Source organism: Roseateles sp., from assembly GCF_019237615.1.
In the GTDB taxonomy this organism is placed as follows: Bacteria; Pseudomonadota; Gammaproteobacteria; order Burkholderiales; family Burkholderiaceae_C; genus Pelomonas.
Genome location: NZ_JAFAGT010000108.1, coordinates 16,927 through 38,779, shown reverse-complemented (window position 1 = coordinate 38,779; position 21,853 = coordinate 16,927). Strand labels below are relative to the sequence as shown.

Sequence of the window (21,853 nt, the reverse complement as noted above, 5' to 3'; positions counted from 1 at the left end):
GGACTTCTCGCGCTCCACCTCGCCCGCATACACATAGGCGGGGCCGGGCACCGACGCGGGCGGCTGGGTCGCCAACGGCGCAGGCCCCCTCGAGCCCCCATCACCGCCACAGGCGGACAGCACGCAAACAAGACTCTGCAGCAGGCTCAGGCGCCTGCGTCTGGACATGAGAGCCCTCGGGTTCTCGCAGCTGGCCCGCGCAGTACGAAGACTGCTGGCTGCCCAGGCGGCCAACGCGCAAAGCATACGCATCACGCGGCGCGCCAGCCAAGCGGCCACGCGCCCGATGCGCCGCCTCCCGTGAAGCCTGAATTCGTCCAGCCGGCGCTTGTCGCCGATCGGGAGCGCCCCGGGGGCGCTCCGGCCTCACTTGGCGGCGAGCAGCGCCTCCATCTCGTCCATGATGCCGTCCATGCGCTTGATCACGGCCTGGTAGGGCGCCGGTGTCGCCATGTCCAGGCCGGCGTTCTTCAGCGCCTGGTAGGGCGCCACCGAGCCGCCGCCAGCCAGCAGCTTCAGGTAGTTGTCGCGCGCGCCGGGCTTGCCCGCCAGGATGTCCTCGGCGAAGTGCAGCGCCGCGGTGATGGAGGTGGCGTATTGGTAGACGTAGAACGGCCGGTAGAAATGCGGGATGAAGGCCCACTCCTGGCAGTACAGCGGGTCGATCTTCATGATGCCGGCCGCGTCGCCGTGATAGTCCTTCAGCAGCTTGCAGTAGATCTCGGTGAAACGCTTGCCGTTCAGCGCCTCACCCTTGGCCGCGGCGTCGTGGGTGTTGAGCTCGAACTCGCCGAACATGGCCTGGCGGAAGAAGGTGCCGCGCAGCCGCTCCAGCGCATAGCCCAGCTGGAACAGCTTCTCCTCCTTGCTGCCGGCCTGGCCGCGCATGTAGTGGCTCAGCAGCACCTCGTTGGCGGTGGAGGCGATCTCGGCGACGAACAGCGAGTAGCCCGCCGTCTCGTAGGGCTGGGCGCGATTGGCCATGGCCGTGTGCATGGCATGGCCCCATTCGTGGGCGAAGGTGCTGACCGAGTCGAACTCGCCCTGGTGGTTCAGGAACACGAATGGCGGCGCGTCGTAGACACCGTCCTGGTAGGCGCCGCCGCTCTTGCCCGGGGCCGGCAGCGCATGCATGGTGTTGGCCTTGAAGGTGGTCTTCAGCAGGGCCTGGTAGTCCTCGCCCAGCGGCCGGGTGGCCGCCAATGTGAGCGCGGCGGCATCGTCCAGGCTGTACTGCTTCTTCTGCGTGACCAGGGCCGGGTAGATGTCGTAGTAGTGCAGGTCCGGCAGGCCCAGCATTTTCTGGCGCAGCTTGAAGTAGCGGTGCAGCGTGGGCAAGCCCTTGTGCACCTCCGCCACCAGCGTGCGGTAGACGGCCTCGGGGATCTCCTCGGCGCCCAGGCTCATCGCCACCGCGCTGGGGTAGCGGCGCAGCTTGGCCATGGTGGTGTCGTCCTGCACCACATTGCCCAGCGTCACGCCGTAGGTGTCTTCATACTGGCCAATGGCGCCGAAGAAGGCGTCGAACGCCTGCTTGCGCACCGCGCGGTCCGGGTGCTGGCGCAGCAGGCCGTACTTGGTGCCATCCACCTTCTCGGTCTTGCCGTCCACCGTCAGTTCGGGCCACCTGGTGTTGGCGTTGAACAGCAGCGTACGCACATCGCCCGTGGCGCCGCGCACCGGGGCCAGTGCCGCGATGACGGCTTCGGTCTCGGCGCTGAGCGTGTGCCTGGCCTGGCGCAGGCTGTTGCGCAGGTGCTCGGCATGCTTCTTCAGGCCTGGTTCGGTCTTCAGGAAGGCCGCCACCTTGGCCTCGCCCAGCGACTGGATCTCGGGCTCCAGCCAGGCGATGGTGCTGCCGTATTCGCCGCCAAGCTTCCCGGCCAGGCCGCTACGCTCCTGGTTGGCAGCGTCGCGGTTGTCGGTGCTCTGCTTCATGCTGGCGTAGACGCGCAGCCGCTCGTAGCGCAGGTTGGCGGCGCTGACGGCGTCCAGACCGGCGCGCAGGCTCTGGGCGCTCTTGCCCAGCGTGCCCTTGAGCGCCGCGAGCTTGGGCAGGTCGGCCAGCAGGGCCTTGCGGGCGGCCTCCCAGTCGGCGTCGCTGGCGTACAGCGGGCTCAGGTCCCAGGTGGTGGGGAGCGGGTCGGCTTGGACGGGGGCCTGGCTGCTGAAGGCCAGGGCCAAGCTGAGCGCGAGGGCGCGGGAGACAGGCAGGTGCTTCATGGATCGAACCGGGGCAGGTGAAAAGCGCCGCAGTGTCGCCGCGCCCTGCCGGGGCTGACCGAAGTGATGCCGGTTTACCGGCCTTTGCAATCCGCAATGACTTTCAGCATGGCGGGCACAGCCGGCGCGCAGCTAAGGTGCGCGTTTCGTTTTTTCGCCCTGTACGGAGTTCTCGCGTGACCCTTCGCGCCATCACCCTGGCTGCCGCGCTGTGCTGCGCCGGCCTCGCCCACGCCGCGTCCATTCCCGAATTCGTGCCCGATGTGGACCCCGGCCAGTCCGCCTGCACAGACTTCAACGCCTGGGCCAACAACCGCTGGATCCAGGCCAACCCCATCCCGGCGGACAAAAGCCGCTGGGGCAGCTTCGACGCGCTGGCCGAGAAGAGCCTGAACGCACAGCACGACATCGTCGAGAACGCTGCCCGGAGCGCCGACGGCGCCAAGCCCGGCTCCATCGAACAGAAGATCGGCTGGCTCTACCGCGCCGCCATGGACGAGGCCGCCATTGAGCGCGCCGGCTTCGACCCGATCAGGAAAGATCTTGCCGCCATCGACGCGCTGAAGACCCGCGCCGACATCGTCACCTGGCTGCAGCACGCCCATGCGCGCGCAGAGGGCCGCACCTTCGGCTTCGGCGTCAGCGCCGACTACAAGAACGCCAAGCGCCAGATCGCCTTCGCCGGCCAGGGCGGCCTGGGCTTGCCCGGCCCCGAGTACTACAGCAAGGACGAGTACGCCAAACTGCGCAGCGCCTACGTGGCCCACATCGCCAAGATGTTCGAGCTGACCGGCACGCCGGCCGAGGAGGCCCAGTCCCGCGCCGCCCTCGTGATGGCGCTGGAGACCCAGCTGGCCGCCGCGTCCTTCCTGCGCGTGGAGCTGCGCAAGCCCGAGAACCAGTACCACTTCGTCACCATCGAGCAGGCCAACAAGCTCACGCCGCACTGGGACTGGGCCCAGTACTTCAAGATCATGAAGGTCGACGCCGGCGTCCAGGCAGCAGGCGGCTTCTCGCTGTCGCAGCCCAAGTTCTTCACCGCCCTCGACGCGCTGCTGGCCGAAGCGCCGGTGGCGCAATGGCAGGCCTACTTCGCCTTCCATGCGATAGACGGCGCTGCCCCCTCGCTGTCCAAGGCCTTCCAGGACCAGAACTTTGCGTTCTACGGCAAGACCATCAATGGCACGCCCGAGCAAGAAGTGCGCTGGAAGCGCGCGCTAGGCGCCGTCAATGCGGGCATGGGCCAGGCCCTGGGTCAGCTCTACGTGAAGGAGTACTTCACGCCCGACGCCAAGATCCGCGCGCAGCAACTGGTCGACAACGTGCGCAACGCGCTGAAGGCGCGCATCGAGCACCTCGACTGGATGAGCCCCGAGACCAAGGCCAAGGCCATCGCCAAGTGGCAGACCTTCCTGCCCAAGATCGGCTACCCAGACACCTGGCGCGACTGGAGCGGCCTGGCCGTTACGCCCGACAGCCACTACGCCAACGTGCGCGCCGCCCGCCAGTTCAACCAGCGCTACAACCTGGCCAAGATCGGCAAGGCCACCGACCGCTACGAGTGGAGCATGACGCCGCAGACCGTCAACGCCTACTACAGCCCCTCCACCAACACCATCAACTTCCCCGCAGCCATCCTGCAGCCGCCCTTCTTCTACGCCAAGGGTGACGACGCCATCAACTACGGCGGCATCGGCGCCGTCATCGGCCACGAGGCCGGCCACGGCTTCGACGACCAGGGCAGCCAGTTCGACGGCGAGGGCAACAACGCCAACTGGTGGACGGCCGAGGACCGCCAGCGCTTCGAGGCCCGCGCCAACAAGCTCGTGGCCCAGGCCGACGAGTACGCGCCCCTGCCCCAGTACCCCGACAAGAAGGCCAACGGCCGCCTGACGCTGGGCGAGAACATCGGCGACCTGGGCGGCCTGAACATGGCCTACGACGCGATGGTCAAGGCCACGGCCGGCCAGCCCGACCCCATGCTCGACGGCCTGAGCCGCGACCAGCGCTTCTTCATGAACTGGGCCAAGGTCTGGGCCGGCGCCATCCGCCCCGAGGCCCAGCTCGTGCGCCTGAACACCGACCCCCACGCCCCGGCCGGCTTCCGCACCAACGCCGCCCCGTCCAACATGCCGGCCTTCGCCAAGGCCTACAGCTGCAAGCCGAGTGACGCCATGGTGCGCCCCGAGGACAAGCGGGTCATCATCTGGTGATGAACGCGACGGCGCGCAGCCGCCGCTGAAGGACGAAGGGCCTGCGATGCAGGCCCTTTTCCTTTGCTGCACTGCGGGAGGCAAGCGGTAGACACGCAGGTTGGGGTGAGCCCCCCCAACGCCGCACTCCCCCGCATCGATCTCCATGCCCCCGACGTCCGTCCACGACGCATCGATCACGCCTGCGCGGATGAAGCGGTGAACGCTGGAATGCGGTCAGTCGGCCGCCCGCTTCACCCAGCCGTGCCTCACCGGGTTGAAATGGATGTAGTTCACATGTCGCTCGAAGCCGGCGTCATCGTGAATCAGGTGCTCCCAGTAGCGCCGCGGTCAAAGGCCTCGCTCACCCTTCGAGGCCCGGCTCACGCCGCGAAAAGCCTTGCATGATGAGCATGCCCCGCGTCGCGAAGTCGGCGTCCTCGCGCGGCAGCGTCATCAGCCGTTGCATGTGCTCCGACAGCACGCAGATGGCATCCACCACGCAAGGGCGCGACTGACGCACGGTGCGAAAACCGTCCCGCAACGCATCGATGTGGTCCGTCAACAGCCGGCCGCCACGGTCCGCCGCATTCAACGTGAAAAAGTAGGTGGCGCCCGGCGTGTTGGCGCGGCCGTAGCGCATGGTGTCAGACGCAGGTTGGGGTGAGCACAGTGAACCCCAACGAAACCAGGTCCTCGGCGATGCCCGCATCCGGGTGTCCGGTGCCTGCTAACCCCTAGCTTGAAGCGTGCCGGCGAGGGTTTCTCCGCAAGGCTGGGGATTCACCGCGCAGGGCGCAGGTTCACGATGCCGTCCCCTCTCGTTCATTCAGGAGACCGCGATGACCACACCCAACAACGGCCATGGCCTGCTCGGCACGCGCGAACGCAAGTTCGTCCGCATGCTGCCCGAGAACCCCAAGCCCTTCAGCGACGCCAGCCTGGAGGCGCTGGCCGCGCTGATGATCGTGGAGGACGATGAACTCAACGACGGCGCTGACGCGGAGGAGAACCTCGCCGTGCCGGCCGGATACACCTATTTCGGCCAGTTCGTCGACCATGACCTGACGCTGGACACCACCTCCTCGTTCTCCGACCCAGCGGCGGCCGCGTCCAACCTGCGCACGCCGGCGCTGGACCTGGACTGCATCTACGGCGCCGGCCCGCAGGACCAGCCCTATATGTACGACGCCGATGGCGCCACGCTGCTGATCGCCCCCGGCGGCAAGGACTTGATGCGCCAAGCCGCCAACGGCCGCGCCATCATCGGCGACAAGCGCAACGACGAGAACTCCATCGTCTGCCAGGTCCAGCTGGCGATGATCAAGTTCCACAACGCCGTCGTGACCAGGATCAAGGCCGGCAGCAACACGGCCAACCTGTTCGAGCGCGCCCGCGCCGAGGTCACGTGGACCTACCAGCGCGTCGTGCTGGAGGACTATCTGCACCGCATCATCGACACGCACACCTATGACTTCTTCACCCAGCGCCATGCGGCCCTGGGCGACGGTGCCTACGACCTGTACGTGAACAACAAGCAGATGCGCGACAACCTGCCCACGGAATTTGTCGGCGCGGCCTACCGTTTCGGCCATTCCATGGTGCGCCGCGGCTATCGGCTCAACACCGAGACCAAGAAGCTGATCTTCGACGCAACCGACTCGCCCGACGAAAGCCTGATCGGCTTCCAGCCCCTGCTGGCCGCCCATGTCATCGACGACTGGGGCCGCTTCTTCACGCCGGGCTTCGGCATTCCCGTCAGGAACGGTCCCACGCCAGTCAAGAACGACCCCGCGGTGCGCCTGCAATGGGCCTACAAGATCGACCCCTCGCTGGTGGACCCGCTGGCCAAGCTGCCGCCCTCGGTCGGCGCGGGCGCCTCGCTGGCCGTTCTCAACCTCAAGCGCGGCAACCTGCCCACCTACGCCATCGCCACCGGCCAGGACTTCGCCGCCAAGCTGCACGAGAAGCCTCTGGGCGCCGGCGACCTGATGGTGCGCGTCAAGACCCCGAACGGCTTCAGCTTCAGGAGCATCGCCAGCGCCGACCCGCGCTTCCTGACCGAGACCCCGTTGTGGTTCTACATCCTGGCCGAAGCCCAGCAGCCGACGCTGGCCTACTGGCGTGAGGTGGGCCAGCGCGACCTCAACGACGACGACTTCGCCACCGGCCCCTGCTCGGTCTCGCAGCTCGGCCCCGTCGGCGGCCGCATCCTGATGGAAGTCTTCAACGGCATCGTCGACAGCGACCAGCGCAGCTTCCGCAGGGCTGCGCCTTCGGGCTGGACGCCGATGATCGGCAATGTTTTGGGCGATCCTGAAGTTCACCGGTCTGGTCTGACCCAATCCACCAGCACCTCGGCCGGCGCCGGCTTGCGCGCCGGCCCGGCCGGGCGGCGCGCGGGCGTTCCCAGCGCGATCCAGCCCACCAGCGTCTCGCCGGGCTCGCAGAAGGCCGCCGAGATGGCCGGATCGCGCACCTTGACGCCGCTGAGCATCTTGCCGCCCAAGCCCAGCGCATGGGCCGCCGTCAGGAAGTTGCTGATCGCGCCGCCCACGGCCGCCCATTGCTCATGGGCCGGCACCTGCGGATGGCCAAGGTCGATGCGGGCGACGACCGCCACCGTCACCGGCGGGTTCAGCGCGCGCTCGGCATCCAGCGCGGCGCCCTCCTCGCCCTTGCCGGCCCTGCGGGCCGCGTCGGCAAACAGCACGGCCATGCCTTGTCTTGCTGTGCCACGCACCAGTTTGAATCGATAAGGCACCAGCTCCGCATGGTCCGGCGCGCGCAGCGCCGCCTGCGTCATCAGCGCAAGCTGCTCGTCGCTGGGGCCCGGCTCGACCAGATGCTTGGGGCCCACCGAAAAGCGGCCGAGCAGCGCGTCGAGCGCGGGCGGGATGGTCACTTCAGCAGCCCGGCGTTCTCGGCGGCGGCCTTGATGCCGTTGTAGTTCTCGGGCTTGCTCGGAATGAAGCGCGTGGCGCGCTGCAGGCCCAGGATCTCCTTGCCCTGCGGCGTGGACGGGTCCAGCGCCAGGAAGGCGGCCTTGATCTTCTCGCGCAGGGCCTCCGGCATGTCGGCATGGACCGACCAGTTGTAGTCGTAGTAGGGCGGCGTCGTGTAGAAGACCTTGACCTGCGCCGGGTCCACCTTCTTCTCGGCGACGAACTTCTCCCAGACCGAGATGTTCAGCGCACCGGCATCCACCTTGCCGCTGGCGACGGCGGCGATGGTCGCATCATGCGCACCGCTGAACGCCACGCGCTTCAGGTCCACGTCGGGGTTGATCTTGGCGGCCAGCAGGAAGCTGCGCGGCATCAGGTGGCCCGAGGTGCTGCTCTGCGAGCCGAAGGACAGCGTCTTGCCCTTCAGGTCCTCCAGCTTGGCAATGCCGCTCTTTGCCTCGGTGATGAAGACGGAGCGGAACTTCTCGTCCTCCTCGCGCTGCACCAGCGGCAGGATCTTGCCGCCCGAACGCACATTGGCCTGCACGAAGGTGAAGCCGCCAAACCAGGCCAGGTCGATCTTCTTGTTGACGACAGTCTCGACGGCCGCGGCATAGTCGGTCACCGGCGTCCACTCCACCTTCATGCCGAGCTTGCTCTCCAGGTACTGGCCCAGCGGTGCGAACTTGCGCGCCAGCTCCGTGGGTGACTCGTCGGGGATGGCGGTCACGCGCAGCACCTGCTGCGCCTGCGCCGCCGCGCCGGCCAGCGCCAGCGACATCACCACACCGCGCGCCAGACCGGCGACGAGACGAGAGAGGGCCATGTGAATTCTCCTGAAGGGGGTTAGAACACCAAGGTGGTCCACGCCGCCTGGGCGGCGCGGGATGCGTATTGGACCGCACCGCCGTGACGGCGGCCTGCCGGGATCAGATCGTCCTGCGTGAGGCCCTGGGCTGCAAGCGCGTCGGAGCAGACGAAAAAGCGCGCGCCATGCGCCAGCGCGTCGTCCATCCAGTCGGCGATGGTCTTGTCGAAGCGCTCGGAGGCGCGCAGCTGGCCGGCCACGCCGGGCTTGAGCAGCAGCACCGAGCGTGCCGAGAAATAGACCTCCACCTGCATCTCCAGTGCCGCGGCCGCCGCGGCATGCGCGAAGGGAGTGGCCAGGCGCACGGGGTCGTCGGGGTCGGCAGCCCAGAGCAGGATGGCGAGGCCGGAGCGCTTCACGGCGCGGCGTCCAGCTGGTTGAGCCAGGCCCAGTGCGCCATCGCCTCGCGGATGGCGATCTCGCCGATGGCGAGCTTCCGCCGCTCTGCATCGAGCTCAGACGGTGCCAGCTCGACCATCCAGCCCGCCTCGTAGGGCGACTGGTGGACCAGTTCGGGCCGTTCCTCCAGCGCCTCGTTCACACGCGTGACGACGCCCGACAGTGGCGACTTCACCGCCACGATGGACTTGGACAGCTCGACGACGCCGATGGAGCCCCCCTGCCCAACCTTGCTGCCCACCGGCTTGGGCCGGCACATGTAGATGTCGCCCGAGGCCTTGAGGCCCAGCGCCGTGATGCCGATCCGGACCTGGCCGCCCGGAAGGGGTTGGGCCCAGGTCTGGTCTTCGGGCCAGAGCCAGAAGCCCGACGGCAGGGTCATGACCTCGGTGTCCGTCATGGGCAGCACTCCCCGTTGACCACGGGCGCGGATGTGCCCACGCAGCAGGCGAGGCCAGGCTGGTGGCGGAAAGAGGAGGGAGTCGAACCCACCCGGCGGCGCGTGGCGCCACCCACCGGGTTTGAAGCCCGGCCGACACACCGGTGTCGTTCTCTTTCCATGATCAATTCGTCGTCTCCGAGAACAGTGCGCTGCCTGCGCGCAGCCGGTGCTCGTCGCCCACGCGGCGCAGCAGTCCGATGCGGTCGAAATGCTCCAGCAGCTGGATGGCCCGCTTGCGGCCCAGGCCCGTCGCGTCGCGGAAGGTCGCCGCCGTGACCCTGCCCTGCTCGGCGCCCAACGCCCGCACGATGGCAGCGAGTCTGACCAGCGTCGCGGTGTCGCAGTAGAGGTCTTTCACCACCTGGTGCAACTCGCCCTGCTGCGCAAGGCGCGCCAGCGTCGCACGCAGCAGCGCCTCGGGCTCGGCGCAGTCCCGGGCGAGGTCACGCGCCCAGGCGCCCTCGGCTCCGGCGGCGGCCAGGCGCGGCGCCACCTTCTGCGCGATGCGCTGCTCGGCGGCCGACAGCTGCACGCCGTGCTCCGGCAGGTGCACGAAGGCGCCGCGCACGGCGATTCGGCCGGTGGCACGCAACTCGGCCAGCAGCTGGCGCCACAGCGGCTCGGCGATGCGCGGTGCAACGAGGCGGCGCAGCCGGGCCGCGTCGGGCCCCAGTTCGTCGGGCGACCTGGCGTGAAAGTCGGCCAGCGCGGCGAGCAGCCTGGCGGTCAATGCGGCGCGGGCCTCGTCGCCCAGTGCCCAGCCTTCGAGCGGCAGGGCAAGTCCCTCCGACTGCGCGAACCGGGCCAGGTCCAGACCCAGCGACGACAGCGCCAGCAGCCGCTCGCGGCGCTCGGCCAACACGGGCAGTTCGCAGGCGGCCAGTTCGGCCAGGCGCGCGGGCGTGCGTCGGTAGCGCACGGGCGCGAACGGGTCCAGCACGACGCCGCCGGCGAGGGTGCGGGCGGCGCCGGCATCGCGCAGCACGAGGCGGTCGCCGCGCCAGGCACCGACCGGCGCGTGGCAGACAAGTTGCACGCGGGCCGAGGCGCCGGGCGCGATGGCGTCGCCGTCCAGCACGGCGATGCTGGCCGTCACCGACTGCGCGCCCAGGTGCAGGTGCACGCGAGTGCCGGAGCGCAACGGCCTGGCCTCGCCGGGCCATAGCGTGAGGCGGGCATCGAAGCGGTCGGTGGCGAGCGCTGCCGTCGGCGCCGTCAGCCACTGGCCGCGCGGGGCCTGCTCCTTGGCCAGGCCCGCCAGCGCGACGGCGCAGCGCTCGCCCGCCCGCGCGCGCTCGACGGCGCGGTTCTGCGCGTGCAGGCTGCGCACACGGGCGCGCTGGCCGTGGACCACCAGTTCGTCGCCGACGGTGATCTCACCTGCACGCAGCGTGCCGGTGACGACGGTACCGACGCCGTCCAGACTGAAGGCGCGGTCCACCGCAAGTCGGGCCGCCAGGCCCTGCGTCGCGCGCGGCGGCGTGCGGCGGGCGACGTCGAACAGCAACTCGCGAAGCGCGTGCACGCCCTGCCCGGTCTGCGCGGAGACAGCGACGATGGGCGCGTCGTCCAGGCCGGTGCCGGCCAGCAACGCCCTCACCTCGCCCCGCAGCACCTCGACGCGGCCGGGCTCAGCGCGGTCGGTCTTTGTGATCGCCACGGCGCCGCGCTTCAGGCCCAGCAGGCTCAGCACGGCCAGGTGCTCGCGAGTCTGCGGCATCACGCCGTCGTCGGCCGCCACAAGCAGCAACGCGAAGTCGATTCCGCTGGCGCCAGCCAGCATGGTGTGCACGAGCTTCTCGTGGCCGGGCACATCGATGAAGCCGATCCGCTGCTCGTGACCCGGCACATCGAGGTAGGCATAGCCAAGCTCGATGCTGATGCCACGCATCTTCTCCTCGGGCAGGCGGTCCGTGTCCACGCCCGTCAGCGCACGCACCAGCGTGGTCTTGCCATGGTCGATATGGCCGGCAGTGCCGACGATCACGCCAGCCTCTCCTTCAGCACCGGCAACTGCGAAGTCAGCAGCGCCGGCTCCTCCAGGCCCCTCAGGTCCAGCAGCAGGCGGTCATCGTGGATGCGGCCGATGACCGGACGAGGCAGGCTGCGCAACGTGCTGGCCAGCGCTTCGAGCGTGCGGCCACGGCCGTCGGCGGCGCAGATGGCCAGCCCCGCCGACGGCAGGCGCTCGACAGGCAGCGATCCGGAGCCGATCTGGCTCTGCAGCGCCACCGTCTCGACGGTGAAGCGCGGCGCGACGGCCGCGGCCACGTCGGACAGCAGGTGCAGCGCGAGCTGGGCGATCTGGCTCTGGGGTCGCGTCAGCAGCCGCAGCGTGGGCAGGTCCTGCGCCAGCCGTTCGGGGCGCAGGTAAAGGCGCAGCGTCGCCTCCAGCGCAGCGAACGGCAGCTTGGACAGGCGCAGGGCTCGCTTCATCGGGTACTTGCGGATCCTGCCGACGGCGGCCTTGCTGCCGACGATGAGGCCGGCCTGGGGGCCGCCCAGCAGCTTGTCGCCGCTGAAGGTCACCACGTCGCAGCCCGCAGCCAGCATGGCCTGCGGCAGCGGTTCGGCGGGCAGCCCCCATTGGGACAGGTCCACCAGCGCGCCGCTACCCAGGTCAGTCATCAGCGGCAGGCCGGCCGCATGCGCAATGGGCGCCAGCGTGGCCTCGTCCACCGCCGCGGTGAAGCCCTGCACCTGGTAGTTGCTGGTGTGCACCTTGACGATGAGTCCGGTGCGCGGCGTGATGGCCTGCTCGTAGTCGCGCGGGTGAGTGCGATTGGTCGTGCCCACCTCCACCAGCGTCGCGCCGGCCGCGCTCATCACGTCGGGCATGCGGAAGGCGCCGCCGATCTCGACCAGTTCGCCGCGCGACACGATGGCCTCCCGGCCGCGCGCCAGCGCCGCGATGCCCAGCAGCACCGCCGCGGCGTTGTTGTTGACGACAGTGGCGGCCTCGGCGCCGGTCAGCTCGCAGAGCAGGCCCTCGATGAGGTCATCGCGGTCGCCGCGGGCTCCGCGATCGAGGTCGAACTCCAGGTTGTTGGGCGAGCCCATCAGCGCCAGCACCTGCTGCAGCGCCGCGTCGGCCAGCAGGGCACGGCCGAGGTTGGTGTGGATGACGGTGCCGGTGAGGTTGAGCACCGCGCGCAGATTCGGCTGCATGCGCGCATCCACGCGCCCGGCGAGCATCTGCGGCAGCGCATCGATCTCGGCGCGGACCAGGGTGCTGGCGACGGCGCGCGAGCGCAGCCCGTCGAGCAGCGCCCTCGCCTCGTTGGCGACCAGCGTGTGGCCGTGCTGTGCCACCAGCGGCGCGCAGTCGCGCAGCAGCTTGTCCAGCGCCGGCAGGTCCTTGGGGGCCGCTTTGTCGGGGGCCTTGGAACCGTGAACCACGGATTCGTCGGGCGCACTCATCAGTGTTCTCGTCCGGGTGGTGGCGCTTCGTCGGGCTCGCCGAAGAGCAGCAGCAGGTTGACGCCGTGGCGCTGCAGGCCAGCCTCGCTGACGAGCAAGTCCAGCGTCAGCGTGGCAAGGTCGTCGGCCAGCGGTTCCAGGCCGTTGTCGCGCACCGGGTGCATCAGCTTCAGGTAATGGCCGCACTCGCCGCAGCACTCGGCCTGCACGACGGCGTCGGCCGTCGTCGACGCCGGTTCGTCGGCGCCGACCAGGCTTTGCAGCGAGATGCCCTTGGTGCTCTGGCAATGCGTGCACTTGATACGCACGTAGTGCCATTGCGTCGCGCACAGGCCGCAGGCCAGGTAGCGCGCGCCCTCGCCACCCAGGCGCTCCAGCGACGCGACCGGGCGCGAGCCGCAGCAGGGGCACAGCGTGGGGTCATCGGTGCGGCCGAAGGCGGCGATGGGACCGGCCGACCGGGCCGCTGTCTGTTGCACCAGCCGCACCCAGTGCAGTTGCAGGCCGGCGGCGATCAAGGGCGCGCTGGCCAGGTCCAGGCCCAGCATGACACCGCTCAGCAGGCGGCCGGCCTGCGCCTCCAGATGCTCGTCGTCGGCGGCGGCCAGCTGCAACACCACGGCCTTGGCCGGACCGTCAGGCAGGTGGCGCGCCAGGTCGTTCAGCAGCGTGCGCAGCGACTCGCGCCACACCGGTGCGCGCGGCCAGGTCTCGGCCGGCAGCAAGGGCTGGCCGCCGCGCGCCGCGGTGCCCACCTGCTCGGGCGTTGGCAGGGGCACGGCGACCCTGGAGGACAGCGCGCGGTGCTGGGCCTCGGCCAGTTCGGCGACGAAGAGCAGGAAGTCGCGCATCGCATGACCGACGGCCAGCTCGCGCAGGCGCAGCGCGCGGTCGGCGAAGACGCCGGCCTCGGGCAGGTGCAGGAAGCTGAGCTGCTCGCCGGCGCGGACGGCGATCTCTTCCGGGCTGAGAATCTTCTGCGTGCTGCCGACGGTCATTGCTTTCCGGTCATTTCACGATGCCATTGCGCGTGATTCTGGCGCGCCCAGCCCTCGGTCACCGTGCCGCGCGTCATCGCCCTGAACGTGCCCTTGACCCAGATCGCCGCGTAGACGTGCACGATGACCGTCAGGATCAGCACGGTTGCCGACAGCGCATGCAGCACGACGGCGATGCGCCGCGCGACGATGGGGAAGCTGTCGGCGAACCAGGGCTGCCAGAAGATGAAGCCGGTCAGCACCAGCACGGCCAGGCTGGTGGCCATGACCCAGAACACCTGCTTCTGGCCGGCGTTGTAGCGGCCGGCGGGCGGCATGCGGCTCTTGTCGCCGCGCAGCATCTCGCCGCTGTGCTTCATCCATTCCTTGTCGGCGTCGTTCATCACGTTGTGTCGCCACAGCTTGAGGAACATGACGAAGAAGCACAGCGCCATCAGCAGGCCCATGAAGGGGTGCAGGATGCGCGCCCAGGTGCCGCCGCCGAACAGGGCTGTCAGGAAATAGAAGCCCGGGTGGAAGAAGGCCAGGCCCGACAGCCCGGCGCCGAGGAAGAGCAGCACGATCAACCAGTGGTTGGTGCGCTCGCCAGCGCTGTAGCGCTGAATGAAGCGGGTAGCCATGCTGCGCTCCTGTCAGGCGGCGGGGTGGTTCGCATCGTCGCGGGCGACGTTGCGATCGGCCTCGGGATCGTCCGGGTCCTCGATGGGCCCGACGCGGGTGTAGTGGAAGAAGCCGGCCACCGCCGCGCCTATCATGGCCGCCACGGCCAGCGGCTTGGCCACGCCCTTCCACAGCGACACCAGCGGGCTGATCTTGGGATCCCTAGGCAGGCCGTGGTACAGCTCGGGCTTGTCTGCATGCTGCAGCACGTAGACGACATGGGTGCCACCCACGCCCGGCGGGTCGTAGACACCCGCGTTGGCGTAGCCGCGCTCCTTCAGGTCGACGATGCGCTCGGCGCCGAAGTCCAGCATGTCCTCCTTGGTACCAAAGCGGATCGCGCCGGTCGGGCAGGCCTTGGCGCAGGCCGGCTCCAGGCCCACGCCGACGCGGTCGGAACAGAGCGAGCACTTGTAGGCCTTGCTGTCCACCTTGCTGATGCGCGGCACGTCGAAGGGGCAGCCGGTGACGCAGTTGCCGCAGCCTATGCAATGCTCCGAGATGAAGTCCACGATGCCATTGGTGTACTTCACGATGGCGCCGGGCGCCGGGCAGCTCTTCAGGCAACCCGGGTCATCGCAGTGCATGCAGCCGTCCTTGCGGATCAACCATTCCAGCTTGCCCTGCTCGACCTCCACCTCGGAGTAGCGCATCACCGTCCAGCTCTGCGGCGTCAGATCGCGCGGGTTGTCGTAGCTGCCATGGTTGTCGCCAACATCGTCACGCAGGTCGTTCCACTGCATGCAGGCCACCTGGCAGGCCTTGCAGCCTATGCAGGAGGACACGTCGATGAGCTTGGCGACCTCGGGCACATGCCTGCGCGCCTGCGTGGACGGCGTGGTGGTGGCCGAGCGCCTGGCGATGTCGAGGGATTGAAGTGATGACATCGTTCCCTCCTCAGGCTTTTTCGAGGTTGACGGTGAAGCTCTTGAACTCCGGCGTCTGCGTGTTCGCGTCGCCCACGAAGGGGGTCAACGTGTTGACGAGATAGCCTGGCTTGGCCACGCCGACGAAGCCCCAGTGGTTGGGCAGGCCCACCGTATGCACGCGCTTGCCATCCACGTCCAGCGACGGGATGCGCTTGGTGACGACTGCCACGGCCTTGATGAAGCCGCGGTTGCTCGTCACCTTGACCCAGTCGCCGTTGGCCACGCCCTTCTCCTTGGCCAGCTCCTCGCCGATCTCGACGAACTGCTGCGGCTGGATGACCGCCGAGGTCAGCACGTTCTTGGTCCAGTAGTGGAAATGCTCGGTGAGGCGATAGCTCGTCGCCACGTACGGGAAGTCCTTGGGCGTGCCGAAGGCCTCCATGTCGCCCTTGAAGACGCGCGCGGCCGGGTTGGACTTGGCCTTGGCGTTCTCCGGGTGCATGGGGTTGATCGTCAGCGGCGTCTCGAAGGGCTCATAGTGCTCGGGCAGCGGGCCGTCCGCCATGCCGCTGGGCGCGAACAGGCGCGCCACGCCCTCGGCGGTCATGATGAAGGGGCGCACAGCGTCGGCGTCGGTCGGGTTGGCGTCGGGCCGGATGTCCGGCACGTCGGAGCCTGCCCATTTGTCGCCGGCCCAACTGATCAGCCGGCGCCTGGGGTTCCAGGGCTTGCCGGTGGGGTCGCAGGAGGCCGCGTTGTAGAGCACGCGCCGGTTGGCCGGCCAGGCCCAGGCCCAATTCAGCGTCTGGCCTATGCCCCAGGGATCGCTGTTGTCGCGCCGGGCCATCTGGTTGCCGGCCTGCGTCCAGGCGCCGGTGTAGATCCAGCAGCCGGCGGCCGTGGAGCCGTCGTCGCGAAGCAGCCCGAAGCCGCTGAGCTGCTCACCGGCCTTGGCCAGCACCTTGGTCGGGTCCTTGGGGTCGGTCAGGTCGGTCAACGCCTTGCCGTTGTACTCCTTGGCCAGCTCCTCTGGCGATGGGTTGGTCGGCTGCAGATAGGGCCAGGTCAAGTTCAGGATGGGGTCGGGGAAAGCACCGCCGTCCTTCACATAGGCCGCCTTCAGTCGCGTGAACAGCTCGGCGATGATGGCCTGGTCGCCCTTGGCCTCGCCCGGGGGCTCGGCGCCCTTCCAGTGCCACTGCAGCCAGCGGCCAGAGTTGGTCAGCGCGCCGTCCTCTTCGGCGAAGCAGGTGCTGGGGAAGCGGAACACCGTGGTCTGGATCTCGGCCGACTTGACGTCGTTGTGCTCGCCGAAGTTCTTCCAGAACTCCGCCGTCTCGGTGTTGAGCGGGTCGATGATGGCGAGGAACTTCAGCTTGGACAGACCGGCGACGATCTTCTTCTTGTTCGGGAAGGAGCCCACCGGATTGAAGCCCTGGCAGATGTAGCCGTTGAGCTTGCCCTGGTTCATCATCTCGAACGCGCGCAGCACGTCGTAGCCGGTGTCCCACTTGGGCAGCCAGTGGTAACCCCAGGCGTTCTCCGCCGTGGCCGCCTTGCCGAACGTCGACTTCATGTAGCTGACGAAGAACTTGGGATAGTTCTGCCAGTAGCTCATCTGGCCGGGACGCAGCGGCTTGGTCGCACGGGTCTTGTAATAGGTCTCCAGGTCTTGCTCCGCGTCCCTGGGCAGGCTCAGGTAGCCCGGCAGCGACGTGGACAGCAGGCCCAGGTCCGTGAGGCCCTGGATGTTGCTGTGGCCGCGCAGCGCATTCATGCCACCGCCGGGGACGCCGATGTTGCCCAGCAGCAGCTGCATGAGGGCGCCGGTGCGGATCATCTGAGAGCCCATGCTGTGTTGCGTCCAGCCCAGCGCATACATGATGGTCATGGTGCGGTCGGGCGTGGCGGTGCTGGCGATGTGCTCGCAGACCTTGAGGAACTTGTCCTTGGGCGTGCCGGTGATCCTGCTGACTTGCTCGGGCGTGTAGCGCGCGTAATGCTGCTTCATCACGTTGAGCACGCAGCGCGGGTGCGCCATCGTCATGTCGACCTTGGCGAAGCCCTGGTCGTCCAGCTCATAGCCCCAGGAGGCAGGGTTGTAGCTGCGCTTGGCCTCGTCGTAGCCGCTGAAGATGCCGGCATCGAACTTGTAGTCTTCGCCGACGATGAAGGTCGCGTTGGTGTAGTTGCGGACGTACTCGGTCTGGATCTTGTTGTTGCTCAGCAGATAGTTGATGACGCCGCCCAGGAAGGCGATGTCCGTGCCCGCACGTATGGGCGCGTAGTAGTCGCTCATCGCGGCCGAGCGCGTGAAGCGCGGGTCCACGACGATGAGCTTGGCCTTGTTGTGGTGCTTGGCCTCGATGACCCACTTGAAACCGCAGGGATGGGCCTCGGCGGCATTGCCGCCCATGATGAGCACGAGGTCGGCGTTCTTGATGTCCACCCAATGGTTGGTCATCGCGCCGCGGCCGAACGTCGGGGCCAGACTGGCCACCGTCGGGCCGTGTCAGACACGTGCCTGGTTGTCGAAGACGAGCATCCCCAGGGCGCGCATCACCTTGTGCGTGATGTAGCCCGTTTCATTGGACGAGGCCGAGGCGGCCAGGATGCCGGTGCTGGTCCAGCGGTTGACCGTCTGCCCGGCGGCATTGGTGGTCTGAAAGTTGGTGTCGCGGTCGGCCTTCATCAGCTTGACGAGCCGGTCCAGCGCCTCGTCCCAGCCGACGCGTTTCCACTCCGTGGCACCTGCCTCGCGGATCTCCGGGAACTTCAGCCGGTTGGGGCTGTGCACGAAGTCCAGCAGGCCCGCGCCCTTGGGGCACAGCGTGCCGCGGTTGACCGGGTGGTCGGGGTCGCCCTCGATGTGGATGATGGACGCAGTGACGTTCTTCGCCTTGTCGCCCAGGGAATACATGATGACGCCGCAGCCCACCGAGCAATAGGGGCAGGTGTTGCGGGTCTCGGTTGCCCGGGAGAGCTTGAAGTTGCGCGTCTCGGCCAGGGCCGCCGTCGGCGAGAACCCCAGGGCCACCAGGCTGGACGCTGCCAGCCCCGCACCGCTCACCCGGAAGAACTGCCTCCGGTTCATGTCCATTCGGCTGTCTCCTGCGGGCCAGGCCCGCTTTTGTGCAGGAACGACTCAGAGCGACGGCCGGTCGTGGCCGCCGCGAGCCGATTTCTTCACAAAGGAAAGCCCTTGTCCATAGAGGGCAATCCAGGGGGAGCAAGCCGCTCGGGTTTGTGGCGGCGTCAGCGCCGCGTCAGGTGGACTTGGAGATGGCGATGCTGGGGAACTTGGACGAGTAGTCCTTGCCCTGCGCCGCGATCTTGGCGCTCACCTTGCGCGCCAGCGCCTTGTAGAGCGCGGCAACCTCGCCGTCGGGCTCCGCGGCGACGGTGGGCGTGCCGGCGTCGGCCTGGGCGCGGATGCTCATGGCCAGCGGCAGTGCGGCCAGCAGCTCGGTGCCGTACTGCGCCGCCATCCTGGCGCCGCCCTCGGCGCCGAAGATGTGCTCGGCATGGCCGCAGTTGGAGCAGACATGCACGGCCATGTTCTCGACGATGCCCAGGATGGGCACACCCACCTTCTCGAACATCTTCAGGCCCTTCTTGGCGTCGATGAGGGCGATGTCCTGCGGCGTCGTCACGATGACGGCGCCCGTCACCGGCACGCGCTGCGACAGCGTCAGCTGGATGTCACCGGTGCCCGGCGGCATGTCGACGATGAGGTAGTCCAGCTCCTGCCAGCGCGTCTGGCGCAGCAGCTGCTCCAGCGCCTGCGTGGCCATGGGACCGCGCCAGATCATGGCCTGGTCGTCGTCGACGAGGAAACCGATGGAGTTGACCTGCAGGCCATGGGCGATGTGCGGCTCCATGGTCTGGCCGTCCAGCGTCTCGGGGCGGCCGCTGGCGCCCAGCATCAGCGGCTGGCTGGGGCCGTAGACGTCGGCGTCCAGCACGCCCACGCGGGCGCCCTCGGCGGCAAGCGCCAGCGCGAGGTTGGCGGCCGTCGTGCTCTTCCCGACGCCGCCCTTGCCGGAGGCAACGGCGATGATGTTCTTCACGCCCGGCAGGAGCTGCACGCCGCGCTGCACCGCATGGGCGACGACCTTGGTCGAGATGGCAACGCTGACGTTGCCGACGCCCGGCAGGCCCTTTGCCGCCGCCACCAGCGCCGCGCGCAGCGCGCCATGCTGGCTGGCGGCCGGATAGCCCAGCTCGATGTCGACGGCCACGTCGGTGCCTTCGATCTTGACCGCCTTGATCGCCCGGTCCTCGCCGAGGGTGCGGCCGCTGCCGGGGTCCGTCACGGCTTGCAGCAGGGGTTGAAGCTGGGCTTCGGAGATCGCGGTCATGGCAGGAGGCAGGTTCACGGCAAAGGGGGTAGGCAGTCTAGCCCGCGGCCGCGGGCCGCGGGCTGCCAGCCAATTCCTCAGGCCGGTGAGCGATTCGCGGCCGCCGGGTAAAGAAAGCTTTCGTTAACGCCGCCGCCACAAGCCGGCGCGGCCCGCATGGCAAGCTGCCCGCCATGCAACTCCACCGTGTTTCCGTGGCCGCCATGCTGGCGGCCGGCGGCGCCTTTTGCCCTGCCGCCCAGGCCCAAACCCGTCCCACCCCACCCGATGCCGCCGCCTCGGCGCCCAAGCCGGCCGATACCAGGGCCGAGCAGCTCAAGCGCGTCGAGGTCAGCGGCAATGCCAGCGACGAATCCATCCGCAAGGCCTCGACGGCCAGCAAGATCGTCATCACGCGCGAGGAGATCGACAAGTTCGGCGACTCGACGCTGGGCGAGATGATCAAGCGCCTGCCCGGCGTGACGACCGGCGGCCGCCCGGGGCGCGGCGGCGACATCCGCATGCGCGGCATGGGCGGCGGCTACACGCAGATCCTCGTCAACGGCGAGCGCATGCCGCCCGGCTTCTCGCTGGACCAGTTGCCGCCCGAGCAGGTCGAGCGCATCGAGGTGCTGCGCGCGCCCACGGCCGAGTACGGCACGCGCGCCGTGGCCGGCACCATCAACGTCGTGCTGCGCGAGGCGCTGAAGAAGAAGCTCAACGAGTTCCGCGCCGGCTTCGCGACCGAGCGCGGCCGGATCAGCCCCGGCCTGAGCTGGACGCGCAACGACAGCTTCGGCGACGGCCATGCCTACAACCTGACCGTCAACGCGACGCGCGGCGAGCGCATCGACAACGTCATCAACGACACGCTGACCCACACGGTGGCGACGAACGGCGACAGCCTGCTGAGCTCGCGCGGCCGCAGTGCGGACGACCGCAGCTCGCTGAACCTCACCGGTCGCGTGCAGCTCAAGCTCAACGCAACGGACAGCCTGGCCATCCAGCCCTTCATCGTGTCCACCCGCTCCAACAGCAGCTCCCAGTTGCTGCAGACGACAACACCCTCGCCCAACCCGCGGCCCGCCGGCTTCTTCGACGCGGCCGACACCCAGGGTGACAGCCGCTTCACGATGGCGCGGCTGAATGCCCAGTGGCAGAGCCGGCTTGGCCCCGACACCCGCATCGAGGCACGCGGTGGCCTGGGCCGTGCACGCGGCGAGAGCCGCAGCGTCCGCCAGGAGAGCCTGGCCGGCGCCGCGACGCGGCAGCAGGACGACAGCACCACCAGCCGCGACGGCAGCTGGAGCGCGCTGGCCAAGCTGTCGCACAACCTCGGCGGCGACCACTCGCTGGTAAGCGGCTTCGAAGCCGAGGGCACGACCCGCCACCAGAACCGCATCACCCTGGTCAACGGCGCGCCGCAGCCCGGGCTTGACGACTTCGGCGACGACCTCGACGCCGCCTCCACGCGCATCGCTGCCTATGCCCAGGACGAGTGGAGCGTCGGCAAGCAATGGGACTTCTACGCCGGCGCGCGCTGGGAGGGCATCACCACCCAATCCAGTGCGGCGACCTACGACGCGCGCAACAAGTCCAGCGTCTTCACGCCGCTGGCCCATGCACGCTACAAGCTCGACGAGCGCGGCCGCGACATGATCCGCGCCAGCCTGACGCGCAGCTACCGCAGCCCCCAGCTGCAGGACCTGATCGCGCGCCCCACCATCAACAGCCAGGTGCCCCACCAGGCCAACACGCCCGACCGCGCCGGCAACCCCGACCTCAAGCCCGAGCTCGCCACCGGCTTCGAGGTGGGCTACGAGCACTACCTGACCAAGGGCGGCCTGCTGAGCGCCAACTTCTTCGCCCGCCGCATCAGCAACCTGATGCGCAGCGTCACGGCGCTGGAGACCGTGTCCTGGTCGGCGACGCAGCGCTGGGTGTCACGGCCGCAGAACATCGGCAAGGCTTCGACGGCCGGCATCGAGCTGGAGGCGCGCTTCCGCCTGGACGAGTACTTCGAGGATGCGCTGCCCGTCAACGTGCGCAGCAACTTCAGCGTCTTCACGTCCAAGGTCGACGGCATCCCCGGGCCGAACAACCACATCGACGGCCAGCCCAAGGGCACGGCCAACCTCGGCGCCGACTACCGGCTGCGTTCGCTGCCGCTGACGCTGGGCGCATCGCTGAACTGGACGCCGTCGACGACCATCCAGCAGACGCTGATCACCGAGACCACCGCCAGCCGCAAGGCCGTCGTCGACGCCTTCGCGCTATGGGCCATCAACACGGAACAGTCGCTGCGACTGTCGGCGACCAACCTGTCGGCGCTGGACTACTTCACGGGCAGCGTGATCAACACTGGCGACCAGGTCATCACGTCGCACAGCGGCGGGCCCAGCTACACGCAGTGGCAGGTGCGGTGGGAGATGAAGATCTGATGGGTTGGCTGGCTGCCTTTGCGCAAGGCCTTCCGGCTCGGAGCACAGGGTTGCAA

At 68.7% G+C, this 21,853-nt stretch carries 15 protein-coding genes, 1 tRNA gene and 1 pseudogene; 3 read left to right on the top strand and 14 right to left on the bottom strand.

Going from position 1 to position 21,853, the window contains the following annotated elements:
* Positions 1 to 366 precede the first annotated feature (366 nt).
* Positions 367 to 2,223 (bottom strand): oligoendopeptidase F, encoded by a 1,857-nt coding sequence (gene pepF / locus JOY88_RS22870; protein ID WP_293505037.1) that lies wholly within the window; start codon positions 2,221 to 2,223, stop codon positions 367 to 369.
* A gap of 176 nt (positions 2,224 to 2,399) precedes the next feature.
* Here pepF and JOY88_RS22865 point away from each other — a divergent pair, with 176 nt between their 5' ends.
* Positions 2,400 to 4,436, top strand: a complete 2,037-nt coding sequence (locus JOY88_RS22865; protein WP_293505035.1) for a M13 family metallopeptidase — start codon at positions 2,400 to 2,402, stop codon at positions 4,434 to 4,436.
* Between the two features lie 343 nt (positions 4,437 to 4,779).
* On the opposite strand, the gene JOY88_RS22860 is transcribed toward JOY88_RS22865, so the two are convergent.
* Positions 4,780 to 5,058, bottom strand: coding sequence for a hypothetical protein (locus JOY88_RS22860; RefSeq protein ID WP_293505033.1), 279 nt, complete (start codon positions 5,056 to 5,058; stop codon positions 4,780 to 4,782).
* Between the two features lie 199 nt (positions 5,059 to 5,257).
* On the opposite strand from JOY88_RS22860, the pseudogene JOY88_RS22855 reads away from it, so the two are divergent.
* Positions 5,258 to 6,034: pseudogene (locus JOY88_RS22855) on the top strand (peroxidase family protein); the annotation flags it as partial.
* 704 nt (positions 6,035 to 6,738) lie between these two features.
* Here JOY88_RS22855 and JOY88_RS22850 read toward each other — a convergent pair.
* The 12 genes from JOY88_RS22850 to apbC all read right to left on the bottom strand — a co-directional run bounded on the left by JOY88_RS22850 (position 6,739) and on the right by apbC (position 19,377).
* Positions 6,739 to 7,221 carry a nitroreductase family protein gene (locus tag JOY88_RS22850; RefSeq protein WP_293505101.1) on the bottom strand — a complete coding sequence of 161 codons (483 nt, stop codon included), beginning with the start codon at positions 7,219 to 7,221 and terminating at the stop codon, positions 6,739 to 6,741.
* A 95-nt stretch (positions 7,222 to 7,316) separates the two neighbouring features.
* Positions 7,317 to 8,186, bottom strand: a complete 870-nt coding sequence (locus JOY88_RS22845; RefSeq protein WP_293505031.1) for a putative selenate ABC transporter substrate-binding protein — start codon at positions 8,184 to 8,186, stop codon at positions 7,317 to 7,319.
* A 20-nt stretch (positions 8,187 to 8,206) separates the two neighbouring features.
* On the bottom strand, positions 8,207 to 8,587 hold the full coding sequence (locus JOY88_RS22840) for a DsrE family protein (RefSeq protein WP_293505029.1): 381 nt from the start codon (positions 8,585 to 8,587) through the stop codon (positions 8,207 to 8,209).
* The gene (locus JOY88_RS22835) at positions 8,584 to 9,027 is read right to left on the bottom strand and encodes a glycine cleavage system protein H (protein ID WP_293505027.1); all 444 of its coding nucleotides are present in this window, start codon (positions 9,025 to 9,027) and stop codon (positions 8,584 to 8,586) included. Before JOY88_RS22835 ends, JOY88_RS22840 begins: the two co-directional genes overlap by 4 nt.
* A 63-nt stretch (positions 9,028 to 9,090) precedes the next feature.
* A tRNA-Sec gene (locus tag JOY88_RS22830) sits at positions 9,091 to 9,186 on the bottom strand.
* Positions 9,187 to 9,190: 4 nt separating this feature from the next.
* Positions 9,191 to 11,056, bottom strand: a complete 1,866-nt coding sequence (gene selB / locus JOY88_RS22825) for a selenocysteine-specific translation elongation factor (RefSeq protein WP_293505025.1) — start codon at positions 11,054 to 11,056, stop codon at positions 9,191 to 9,193.
* Positions 11,053 to 12,489 carry an L-seryl-tRNA(Sec) selenium transferase gene (gene selA, locus JOY88_RS22820; protein WP_293505023.1) on the bottom strand — a complete coding sequence of 479 codons (1,437 nt, stop codon included), beginning with the start codon at positions 12,487 to 12,489 and terminating at the stop codon, positions 11,053 to 11,055. Before selA ends, selB begins: the two co-directional genes overlap by 4 nt.
* Positions 12,489 to 13,487: a formate dehydrogenase accessory protein FdhE gene (gene fdhE, locus JOY88_RS22815; RefSeq protein ID WP_293505022.1), complete on the bottom strand. Its 999-nt coding sequence runs from the start codon at positions 13,485 to 13,487 to the stop codon at positions 12,489 to 12,491. The genes selA and fdhE overlap by 1 nt, the downstream gene beginning before the upstream one ends.
* Entirely contained in the window at positions 13,484 to 14,107 is a 624-nt protein-coding gene (locus JOY88_RS22810) for a formate dehydrogenase subunit gamma (protein WP_293505020.1), read from the bottom strand. Before JOY88_RS22810 ends, fdhE begins: the two co-directional genes overlap by 4 nt.
* Positions 14,108 to 14,119: 12 nt before the next feature.
* Positions 14,120 to 15,034 (bottom strand): formate dehydrogenase subunit beta, encoded by a 915-nt coding sequence (gene fdxH / locus JOY88_RS22805; RefSeq protein WP_293505019.1) that lies wholly within the window; start codon positions 15,032 to 15,034, stop codon positions 14,120 to 14,122.
* A 10-nt stretch (positions 15,035 to 15,044) separates the two neighbouring features.
* Positions 15,045 to 18,116 (bottom strand): formate dehydrogenase-N subunit alpha, encoded by a 3,072-nt coding sequence (fdnG, locus tag JOY88_RS22800; RefSeq protein WP_293505017.1) that lies wholly within the window; start codon positions 18,114 to 18,116, stop codon positions 15,045 to 15,047.
* A gap of 166 nt (positions 18,117 to 18,282) precedes the next feature.
* Positions 18,283 to 19,377: an iron-sulfur cluster carrier protein ApbC gene (apbC, locus tag JOY88_RS22795; protein WP_293505016.1), complete on the bottom strand. Its 1,095-nt coding sequence runs from the start codon at positions 19,375 to 19,377 to the stop codon at positions 18,283 to 18,285.
* Positions 19,378 to 19,550: 173 nt separating this feature from the next.
* Between apbC and JOY88_RS22790 the strand changes: the two genes are divergently transcribed.
* On the top strand, positions 19,551 to 21,797 hold the full coding sequence (locus JOY88_RS22790; protein WP_293505014.1) for a TonB-dependent receptor plug domain-containing protein: 2,247 nt from the start codon (positions 19,551 to 19,553) through the stop codon (positions 21,795 to 21,797).
* Positions 21,798 to 21,853 lie beyond the last annotated feature (56 nt).

What these genes read in the sequence shown, in the direction of transcription:
- pepF (WP_293505037.1), bottom strand. Translation starts at nt 2,223, where the DNA reads ATGAAGCACCTGCCTGTCTCCCGCGCCCTCGCGCTCAGCTTGGCCCTG.
- JOY88_RS22860 (WP_293505033.1), bottom strand. Translation starts at nt 5,058, where the DNA reads ATGCGCTACGGCCGCGCCAACACGCCGGGCGCCACCTACTTTTTCACG.
- JOY88_RS22850 (WP_293505101.1), bottom strand. Translation starts at nt 7,221, where the DNA reads ATGACGCAGGCGGCGCTGCGCGCGCCGGACCATGCGGAGCTGGTGCCT.
- JOY88_RS22845 (WP_293505031.1), bottom strand. Translation starts at nt 8,186, where the DNA reads ATGGCCCTCTCTCGTCTCGTCGCCGGTCTGGCGCGCGGTGTGGTGATG.
- JOY88_RS22835 (WP_293505027.1), bottom strand. Translation starts at nt 9,027, where the DNA reads ATGACGGACACCGAGGTCATGACCCTGCCGTCGGGCTTCTGGCTCTGG.
- selA (WP_293505023.1), bottom strand. Translation starts at nt 12,489, where the DNA reads ATGAGTGCGCCCGACGAATCCGTGGTTCACGGTTCCAAGGCCCCCGAC.
- fdhE (WP_293505022.1), bottom strand. Translation starts at nt 13,487, where the DNA reads ATGACCGTCGGCAGCACGCAGAAGATTCTCAGCCCGGAAGAGATCGCC.
- JOY88_RS22810 (WP_293505020.1), bottom strand. Translation starts at nt 14,107, where the DNA reads ATGGCTACCCGCTTCATTCAGCGCTACAGCGCTGGCGAGCGCACCAAC.
- fdxH (WP_293505019.1), bottom strand. Translation starts at nt 15,034, where the DNA reads ATGTCATCACTTCAATCCCTCGACATCGCCAGGCGCTCGGCCACCACC.
- apbC (WP_293505016.1), bottom strand. Translation starts at nt 19,377, where the DNA reads ATGACCGCGATCTCCGAAGCCCAGCTTCAACCCCTGCTGCAAGCCGTG.
- JOY88_RS22790 (WP_293505014.1), top strand. Translation starts at nt 19,551, where the DNA reads ATGCAACTCCACCGTGTTTCCGTGGCCGCCATGCTGGCGGCCGGCGGC.